The sequence below is a fragment of the Stenotrophomonas sp. 05L44_2 genome (assembly GCF_056665995.1).
Window position 1 is genome coordinate 1 of the sequence record NZ_JBFTNR010000125.1, and the last position, 7,455, is coordinate 7,455.

The 7,455-nt window shown below is 68.6% G+C and carries 2 protein-coding genes; both read left to right on the forward strand.

The window, feature by feature from the left end; all coding sequences use genetic code 11:
* The first annotated feature begins 235 nt into the window (after positions 1-235).
* Positions 236-4,120 carry a phosphoribosylformylglycinamidine synthase gene (gene purL / locus AC1VAN_RS06365; protein ID WP_480985481.1) on the forward strand — a complete coding sequence of 1,295 codons (3,885 nt, stop codon included), beginning with the start codon at positions 236-238 and terminating at the stop codon, positions 4,118-4,120.
* Positions 4,121-4,560: 440 nt separating this feature from the next.
* Positions 4,561-7,455, forward strand: a 2,895-nt coding sequence (locus AC1VAN_RS06370) for an ESPR-type extended signal peptide-containing protein (RefSeq protein WP_480985482.1), incomplete at its 3' end; no start/stop codon positions are given.

Here is a 7,455-nt window from a genome sequence, read left to right on the forward strand (position 1 = left end):
GCATGGATGCGGCGACCGAGCCTCCATGGACGGATTCACGGCGTCCCCTGCAACCGGACCCACCCTGCCATCCCACGGAATGCCAGCTTCTGCTGTTGCTTCGGCTGTTGCTGTTGAGGTTGCCGGCCAGCGGCCGGCACTACCGCTTCGGCGGGTGCCGGGCGCCGCCCGGCCGAAGCCTATCCCCGCTTCCGGTACAATGTCGGGCCCGTTTCCCAACTACGGTTCCCCGGACATGATGGTCCTCGAGGGCGCGCCCGCCCTGTCGCCGTTCCGCCGCGAACGTCTTGAATCCCGCCTGCAGTCCATCGCTCCCTCCCTGCGCATCAGCGGTGCCTGGCACGTCTACTTCGTGCAGGCCGAGGGCACTGCCGCCCCCGACGTCGATACCCTGTGCCGCATCCTGGAAGCCCGCCCGCAGTCCGAGGCGGTTGCTGACGGTGCGGTCAGCCGCATCGTGGTGCCGCGCCTGGGCACGCTGTCGCCGTGGTCGAGCAAGGCCAGCGAGCTGGTCCGCGGTGCCGGCCAGCCGGTGAGCCGGGTCGAGCGTGGCCTGCGCATCGACGTGCAGGGCTGGCCGACCGAGGCTGCCGCCCAGCAGGCGCTGGTCAAGGTGCTGCACGACCCGATGACGCAGTCGGTGCTGGAGCGCGTCGATCAGGGCCACTCCCTGTTCTCGACCCCGGCCCGTGGCGAGCTGGAGCGCGTGCCGGTGGACCAGCTGGAGGCCGCCAACCAGCGCCTCGGCCTGGCCATGGCGCAGGACGAGATCGACTACCTGCGCGAGCGCTTCACCGCGCTGGGCCGGTCGCCGTCGGACGTGGAACTGATGATGTTCGCSCAGGCSAAYTCCGAGCACTGCCGKCACAAGATCTTCAACGCCAGCTGGACCATCGACGGCCAGGAGCAGGACCGCTCGCTGTTCCGGATGATCAAGAACACCCACCAGCAGACCCCGCAGCACACGCTCAGCGCGTACAGCGACAACGCGGCGGTGATCGAAGGCCATCCGGCCTCGCGCTATCGCCCGGACCCGGCCAGCGGCGAGTATCGCCGCGAACCGCAGGTGCCCAGCGCGTTCCAGATCAAGGTGGAAACGCACAATCACCCGACCGCGATCGCGCCGTTCCCGGGCGCGTCGACCGGCGCTGGTGGTGAAATCCGCGACGAAGGTGCGACCGGTCGTGGCGGCAAGCCGAAGGCCGGCCTGAGCGGATTCTCGGTCTCGCACCTGCGCATTCCCGAGCTGCCGCAGCCGTGGGAAGCGCCGCGTGCGCTGAACCCGCGCATGGCCCCGGCGCTGGAGATCATGACCGACGGCCCGCTCGGCGGCGCCGCGTTCAACAACGAATTCGGCCGCCCGGCGCTGCTCGGCTACTTCCGCAGTTTCGAACTGCCGGAAGGCGCCGACCTCGTGCGCGCCTACGACAAGCCGATCATGCTGGCCGGTGGCCTCGGCGCCATCGATCGCGTGCAGGTCGACAAGATCCTGCTGCAGGACGGCGATGCCGTGATCGTGCTCGGCGGCCCGGCGATGCTGATCGGCCTCGGCGGCGGTGCCGCCAGTTCGGTCGCTTCCGGTGAGAGCGCCGAGGACCTGGACTTCGCCAGCGTGCAGCGCGACAACCCGGAAATGGAGCGTCGCTGCCAGGAGGTCATCGATCGCTGCGTGGCGATGGGCGCTGACAATCCGATCAAGTTCTTCCATGACGTCGGTGCCGGTGGCCTGTCCAACGCCATTCCCGAACTGCTGCACGATTCCGGCGTGGGCGGCATCATCGACCTGGGCAAGGTGCCCACCGACGATCCGTCGCTGTCGCCGATGCAGCTGTGGTGCAACGAGTCGCAGGAGCGCTACGTGCTCGGCGTGGCGCAGGAGCGCCTGGCTGAATTCGCCGCGCTGTGCGCGCGCGAGCGCTGCCCGTTCGCTGCGGTCGGTGTCGCCACCGCAGCCGAACACCTGGTGGTGGCCTATGGTGCCGTGCCGGGCAACATCCCGGCCGATGCGCCCATCGATTTGCCGATGGACGTGCTGTTCGGCAAGCCGCCGAAGATGCACCGCGATACCGCGCACCCGCCGGCACCGCGCTGGCCGGCATTGAAGACCGGTGGCCTGGATCTGCAGGAAGCCGGGCTGCGCGTGCTCGCACACCCGACCGTGGCTTCCAAGAACTTCCTGGTCACCATCGGCGACCGCAGCGTGGGCGGCCTGACCGCGCGCGAGCAGATGGTCGGCCCGTGGCAGCTGCCGGTGGYCGACGTGGCGATCACCCTGGCCGATTTCGACGGCGTGGCCGGCGAGGCGATGGCACTGGGCGAACGCACGCCGCTGGCGCTGCTGGACGCGGCGGCCTCGGCCCGCATGGCCGTTGGCGAAGCACTGACCAACCTGTGCGCGGCCCCGGTCGATGCGCTGGATGAAGTCAAGTTGTCGGCGAACTGGATGGCCGCTGCCGGCCACCCGGGCGAAGACGCGCTGCTGTACGACGCGGTGAAGGCGGTGGGCATGGAACTGTGCCCGCAGCTGGACATCAGCATCCCGGTGGGCAAGGACTCGCTGTCGATGCAGGCGCAGTGGCACGACCAGGGGCAGGCGCACAAGAGCGTGTCGCCGGTGTCGCTGGTCATCACCGCGTTCGCGCCGGTGTCCGATGCGCGCCAGCAGTTGACCCCGCTGCTGGACCGCGATATCGACAGCGAGCTGTGGTTGATTGGCCTCGGTGCCGGCAAGCAGCGCCTGGGCGGTTCGATCCTGGCCCAGGTGCATGCCGACCACGGCGACCTGCCGGCCTTCGCCGGTGCCGCCCCGGACCTGGACGACCCGCAGCGCCTGCGTGGCTTCTTCGAGCTGATCCGCGATGCACGCCAGGCCGGCCTGCTGCGCGCGTACCACGACCGCAGCGACGGTGGTGCGTTCGCCGCGCTGTGCGAAATGGCCTTCACCTCGCGCCTGGGCCTGGACATCACCCTCGATGCCTGGGGCGATGACCCGTTCCGCAGCCTGTTCAATGAAGAGCTGGGCGCCGTTGTGCAGATCGCCCGCGAAGACCGCGCCGCGTTCGCCGACCTGGTCGAGCGCCATGCGCTGACCGAGTGCGCACAGCGCATCGCCAAGCCGACCACTGCGCCGGTGGTGCGGGTGTCGCTGGGTGGTGATTCGCTGGCCGAATGGCGCTGGGAAGCGCTGTTCGATGCTTGGTGGTCGGTCACCCACGCGATGCAGAAGCGCCGCGACAATCCGGCCAACGCCGATGCCGAGCGCGAGATCGCCCGCGCCTTTACCGCGCCGGGCCTGAAGCCGAAGTTGAGCTTCGATCCCAATGAGGATGTTGCCGCACCGTTCGTGCAGACCGGGGCGCGTCCGCGCGTTGCGATCCTGCGCGAACAGGGCGTCAACGGCCAGATCGAAATGGCCAACGCCTTCGAACGTGCCGGCTTCCGCGCGTTCGACGTGCACATGAGCGACCTCATCGAAGGCCGCGTGGCGCTGCAGGACTTCACCGGCCTGGTTGCCTGCGGTGGCTTCAGCTACGGCGATGTGCTCGGTGCCGGCCGCGGCTGGGCGACCTCGATCCTCGAGCGTACCGCGCTGCGTGATGCCTTCGCCGCGTTCTTCGCGCGCGAGGACAGCTTCGCCCTGGGCGTGTGCAACGGCTGCCAGATGATGAGCCAGCTGAAGGACATCATCCCCGGTGCCGAACACTGGCCGCAGTTCCGCCGCAACGCCAGCGAGCAGTTCGAAGCCCGCACCGCGCTGCTGGAAGTGGTGGAGTCGCCGTCGATCCTGCTGCGTGGCATGGCCGGGTCGCGCCTGCCGGTGGCGGTGGCACATGGCGAAGGCCAGGCGGTGTTCGACAACGCCGTCGACCAGGCCACAGCCCGTGTCGCACTGCGCTACATCGATGGCAACGGCAACGTCGCCAGCCAGTACCCGCTGAACCCGAACGGCTCGCCCGACGGCATCACCGGCCTGACCAGCACCGACGGCCGGGTGACCATCATGATGCCGCACCCGGAGCGCACCCCGCGCGCGCTCAACCTGAGCTGGGCCCCGTCCGAGTGGCAGGGCGATTCACCGTGGATGCGCATGTTCCGCAACGCACGGGTGTGGTGCGGTTGATCGCACGCGCATTGCGCAGCTGACGATGCCATCGCGTATGGAGAACCCGCCGGGAAACCGGCGGGTTTTTCTTTGTCCATACGGAAACTCCTGAACTGGTCATCAGTTACATGCGTTTTCATAAGTGAGGATTTCCTCACGCGCGCCTAACAAAATGCGTACATAAACAAGTGAAACAGTGAACTGCTTCACGGCAATGGGTTTTGCTGCGTCAAACTCTTGACGATCCGCAAAGATGCCGTTAACACTTGACCCCCGTTTCAAATCTGTTCATCCCGCAGTAACCGCACGGCGCATGCGCTCGGTTTTCTGTCCCTGCGCGCCGTTCGGCAATACCCGCAGTAAATCACGCGAATAAACGCCCCCAGGGGACGTTGGGCCACGAAGGCTCGGCGGTGGCGTTGCTTTGCCCAAAACCAGTCCAATCAGGAGCCGTACCGATGAATCGGATTTATCGCAAGGTCTGGAACAAAGCATTGGGTCAGTTGGTGGTGGCCTCGGAACTGGCCTCTTCCAGCTCATCAGGCGGGGTCGTCGACCAGCGCCGCGGTGCGACCGATGCCGCGCCGGCACGACTGGCTGCAGCGCTGGCCTTGGCAATGGGACTGGGCATGACCGGCATCGCTGCGGCGCAGTCGGTCGAGATTGGGGGCAGCGCGAACTGCGTGGTGCTCAACAGCAAGGTGCTGGACAAGTGCGTGGTCGATGGCAGTGCCAGCGCCAAGGGCAGCAACGCGGTGGCGATTGGTGCGGGTACCAGCGCCACCGGCGCCAACAGCGTGGCGCTGGGCGCCGGTTCCAAGGCAACGCGCGCCAACACCGTTTCTGTCGGTGATGCCGGCAAGGAACGGCAGGTGACCAAYGTCGCCGCCGGTACCGCCRCCACCGATGCGGTGAACAAGGCACAGCTGGATGCACAGGCGCGCGCCACGCAGGCCGCGCTTGCGCAGGCGGCCGCCGAGGGCAGCCGCTATTTCAAGGCCGATGGCGCTGGTGATGACAGCGACGCGGCAAAGATCGAAGGCCAGGGCGCCATCGCGGTCGGTAGTGGCAGCCAGTCGCTGGCCAACGCCACCACCGCGGTCGGCACCCAGGCGATTGCCGCAGGACTTGGTGCCAGTGCTTTCGGCCAGAACGCGCTCGCCTTGGGTGATGCCAGCGTAGTGGTCGGGCAGAGTGCGGCCGCCTTCGGCCTTGGCGATACGGCGGTAGGTGCAAGTGCCGTGGCCGCCAGCGAGAACGGTGCAGCCACCGCGTTGGGTGCACTGTCCGAAGCCAGCGCCGATGGCGCTACCGCGGTCGGCGCGGGCGCCGTGGCGATGGGCCCCGGCAGCACCTCGCTGGGCCGTGGTGCGACCGCCGCCAACGAAGCGTCGATTGCCGTCGGTGCGTTCAGCACGGCGGTGGGCGAATACAGCACCGCGCTGGGTTCCAATTCGGCGGCCGTGGCTACCGGCAGCGTGGCGCTGGGCGCCGGCTCGCTGGCCGACCGCGTCGATACCGTGTCGGTGGGTGCGGTCGACTACGGCCTGACCCGGCAGATCACCAGTGTTGCCGCCGGTACCGAAGATACCGATGCGGTCAACGTCGCTCAGTTGAACGACGTGGCAGCGGTAGCCGATACCACCGCCAAGCGATTCCAGGCCACCGGCAGCAGCAACAGCGATGCCGGTGCGTTGGCCGAGGGAGATGACGCGCTCGCCGCTGGCGAAGCTGCCAATGCGATCGGCAACGGTACGACCGCCGTCGGTGCAGGTGCGACCGCCGTCGCGCAGAACGCCACTGCGGTCGGCAACAACGCGCTTGCATCTGGCCAGAACAGCGCGGCCTTCGGCAACAACGCGCAGGCAGTCGGCCCGGGCAGCGTCGCCGTCGGCGGTGCTGCGGTGGATGCCGATGGCAATCCGCTGATCACCAGTGGTGGCGTGCCGGTAGAGACCGGCGCCACCAGTGCCGGGGTCGGTGGTACCGCCGTCGGCGCCAGCGCCGATGCCGGTGGTTTCGCAGCGTCGGCGTATGGTGTGGGAGCCTACGCGGCAGGCGCACAGTCGTCGGCGTTCGGTGCTGTCTCCAATGCCATCGGCGACTACTCCACGGCCGTCGGTACGCAGAGCAACGCTACCGGCACCAGCAGCGTGGCCATCGGTGGCCCGGCCGATCTGATCCCGGGCCTGGGCTTCTTCGTGCAGACCCAGGCCAGTGGCGAAGCGGCCACGGCCGTCGGCGCCGGTGCCATCGCCAGCGGCGACCAGGCCGTGGCCAATGGCAGCCTGACCGAGGCCTCCGGTGCCGAGTCGGTCGCAGTGGGCTACTTCGCCTATGCACCGGGCGAGAACGCCAGTGCGCTGGGCGCGCAGACCTGGGCCAGTGGCACGCAGAGCACCGCCGTCGGCTACTACGCCACTGCGCGTGGTGCCAACAGCGTTGCACTGGGCGCCAATTCCGAAGCGGTGCGCGCCAACAGCGTGGCCGTGGGCAGTGCCGGCAACGAGCGGCAGATCACCAGCGTGGCTGCTGGCAGCGAAGCCACCGATGCAGTGAACAAGGSCCAGCTGGAYGCCGTGGCCAGCACCGCCGACACCACCGCGCGCTTCTTCCAGGCGCAGCCGGAAAGCGGCAGCGATGCTGGCGCCTATGCAGAGGGCGAGGGTGCGGTAGCGGCGGGTTCGGCCAGCAACGCCATCGGTGCCGGCGCGCTGGCACAGGGCGCAGGCGCTGCGGCCATCGGCGCCGACAGCGTGGCACTGGGTCGCAATACCTTCGCCGACGGTGACGGTGCGGTAGCCGTGGGTGGCCTCGGCCAGGCCTACGACGAATACAACCAGCCGCTGCTGGATGAGCAGGGCAACCCGGTGCAGATCGGCACCACCGCCTCGGCCGGTTCCACCGCCGTCGGCAATGCCGCGCAGGCGACCGGTGCCAGCAGCAGCGCCTTCGGCAATGCGGCACAGGCCACCGGCGACAACAGCTTCGCGGCAGGCGGCAAGTCGCGCGCCACCGGCAGCTATGCCGTCGCCGTCGGCGACAGCGCCTTCGCCAAGGCCGATGACAGCACCGCCGTGGGTGGCTACAGCACTGCCAGCGAGGAAGGCGCCACTGCCTTCGGTGCCGGCGCGTGGGCCACCGGTCGCAATGCCTCGGCGTTTGGTCCGGCGGCATGGGCCAGCGCCAATGGTGCCACCTCCATCGGCTACAACAGCTGGGCCAACGGCACCAGTTCCACCGCCGTCGGCCGCGGCGCCTTCAGCTACGGCGACAACAGTGTTGCGCTGGGCTTCCAGGCGCTGGGCAACAGCATCAACAGCATCGCCATCGGCACCAACACGGTGGCCGGC